This is a genomic window from Alteromonas sp. AWJ4_197, from assembly GCF_056160285.1.
In genome coordinates this window covers 1-2,977 of the sequence record NZ_JBSWWW010000021.1, presented here as the reverse complement: position 1 = coordinate 2,977, position 2,977 = coordinate 1, and the positions used below count along the sequence as shown (strand labels likewise).

At 50.9% G+C, this 2,977-nt stretch carries 1 rRNA gene; it reads right to left on the bottom strand.

Going from position 1 to position 2,977, the window contains the following annotated elements:
* Window positions 1-85 precede the first annotated feature (85 nt).
* Window positions 86-2,956, bottom strand: a 23S ribosomal RNA gene (locus ACXAGC_RS20220).
* Window positions 2,957-2,977 lie beyond the last annotated feature (21 nt).

Sequence of the window (2,977 nt, the reverse complement as noted above, 5' to 3'; positions counted from 1 at the left end):
ATCAATCAGAGTAACGCTACTCTAACTTTTTTAATTAGTCAGTCTTTAACTCACAACTTCTAAGTAAAAGCTACTTAGGCGTTGTATGGTTAAGCCTCACGGGCAATTAGTACAGGTTAGCTTAATGCCTTGCAACACTTCCACATCCTGCCTATCAACGTTGTAGTCTTCAACAACCCTTCAGAGAGGTTAAACCTCAGGGATGACTCATCTCGGGGCTCGCTTCCCGCTTAGATGCTTTCAGCGGTTATCGATTCCGAACGTAGCTACCGGGCAATGCCTTTGGCAAAACAACCCGAACACCAGCGGTTCGTCCACTCCGGTCCTCTCGTACTAGGAGCAGCTCCCCTCAATCATCCAACGCCCACACCAGATAGGGACCGAACTGTCTCACGACGTTCTAAACCCAGCTCGCGTACCACTTTAAATGGCGAACAGCCATACCCTTGGGACCGACTTCAGCCCCAGGATGTGATGAGCCGACATCGAGGTGCCAAACACCGCCGTCGATATGAACTCTTGGGCGGTATCAGCCTGTTATCCCCGGAGTACCTTTTATCCGTTGAGCGATGGCCCTTCCATACAGAACCACCGGATCACTATGACCTACTTTCGTACCTGCTCGACGTGTCTGTCTCGCAGTTAAGCTAGCTTATGCCATTGCACTAACCTCACGATGTCCGACCGTGATTAGCTAACCTTCGTGCTCCTCCGTTACTATTTGGGAGGAGACCGCCCCAGTCAAACTACCCACCAGACACTGTCCGCATTCCCGATAAGGGAACAACGTTAGAACATCAAACATACCAGGGTGGTATTTCAAGGACGGCTCCATTGGAACTGGCGTCCCAATTTCAAAGCCTCCCACCTATCCTACACAAGTAGGTTCAATGTTCAGTGCCAAGCTGTAGTAAAGGTTCACGGGGTCTTTCCGTCTAGGTGCGGGTACACAGCATCTTCACTGCGATTTCAATTTCACTGAGTCTCGGGTGGAGACAGCGTGGCCATGGTTACACCATTCGTGCAGGTCGGAACTTACCCGACAAGGAATTTCGCTACCTTAGGACCGTTATAGTTACGGCCGCCGTTTACCGGGGCTTCGATCAAGAGCTTCGCTTACGCTAACCCCATCAATTAACCTTCCGGCACCGGGCAGGTGTCACACCCTATACGTCATCTTACGATTTAGCAGAGTGCTGTGTTTTTAATAAACAGTCCCAGCCACCTGGTCACTGCGGCCCCCGACTGCTCAAAGAGCAAGTCTCATCACAATCAGGGGCGTACCTTCTCCCGAAGTTACGGTACAATTTTGCCGAGTTCCTTCACCCGAGTTCTCTCAAGCGCCTTAGTATTCTCTACCTGACCACCTGTGTCGGTTTGGGGTACGGTTCACATAATCATAAGTTTAGAAGCTTTTCCTGGAAGCAGGGCATCAACAACTTCACTCCCTTGGGAGCTCGTCTCGTGTCTCGGCCTTAAGCACCCGGATTTACCTAAGCACTCAGCCTACACACTTTCACCTGGGCAACCAACGCCAGGATTGTCTAGCCTTCTCCGTCCCTCCGTCACTGATTATATAAGTACGGGAATATTAACCCGTTTCCCATCGACTACGCATTTCTGCCTCGCCTTAGGGGCCGACTTACCCTGCCCTGATTAGCATGGGACAGGAAACCTTGGTCTTCCGGCGTGGGGGTTTTTCACCCCCATTATCGTTACTCATGTCAGCATTCGCACTTCTGATACCTCCAGCAAACTTCACAGTTCACCTTCAGCGGCTTACAGAACGCTCCCCTACCCAAAGTACAAGTACTTTGCCGCAGCTTCGGTATATTGCTTAGCCCCGTTACATCTTCCGCGCAGGCCGACTCGACTAGTGAGCTATTACGCTTTCTTTAAAGGGTGGCTGCTTCTAAGCCAACCTCCTAGCTGTCTTAGCCTTCCCACATCGTTTCCCACTTAGCAATATTTTGGGACCTTAGCTGGCGGTCTGGGTTGTTTCCCTCTTCACGACGGACGTTAGCACCCGCCGTGTGTCTCCCGGATAGTTCTCTTTGGTATTCGGAGTTTGCAAAGGGTTGGTAAGTCGGGATGACCCCCTAGCCTTAACAGTGCTCTACCCCCAAAGGAATTCGTCCGAGGCTCTACCTAAATAGATTTCGGGGAGAACCAGCTATCTCCCGGTTTGATTGGCCTTTCACCCCCAGCCACAAGTCATCCCCGCCTTTTTCAACAGGCGTGGGTTCGGTCCTCCAGTTGATGTTACTCAACCTTCAACCTGCCCATGGCTAGATCACCGGGTTTCGGGTCTATACCTGGCAACTCAACGCGCAGTTAACACTCGCTTTCGCTACGGCTCCCCTATACGGTTAACCTTGCTACCAAATATAAGTCGCTGACCCATTATACAAAAGGTACGCAGTCACCCCGAAGGGCTCCCACTGCTTGTACGTATACGGTTTCAGGTTCTGTTTCACTCCCCTCACAGGGGTTCTTTTCGCCTTTCCCTCACGGTACTGGTTCACTATCGGTCAGTAAGGAGTATTTAGCCTTGGAGGATGGTCCCCCCATCTTCAGTCAGGATAACACGTGTCCCGACCTACTTAATATGTGCTAACTGTCACTTCGTGTACGGGACTATCACCCTGTTCCGTTAAACTTTCCAGAATATTCCACTATGACAACTAACATCGGCTGGTCCCCTTTCGCTCGCCGCTACTAAGGGAATCTCGGTTGATTTCTTTTCCTCCGGGTACTTAGATGTTTCAGTTCCCCGGGTTTGCCTCGTTAACCTATGTATTCAGTTAACGATACCCGCAAGCGGGTGGGTTTCCCCATTCGGACATCGATGGCTCAAATGCGTTTTGTCAGCTCGCCACCGCTTTTCGCAGACTTACACGTCCTTCATCGCCTCTTACTGCCAAGGCATCCACCGTATACGCTTAGTCACTTAACCATACAACCCTAAATAGCTTCC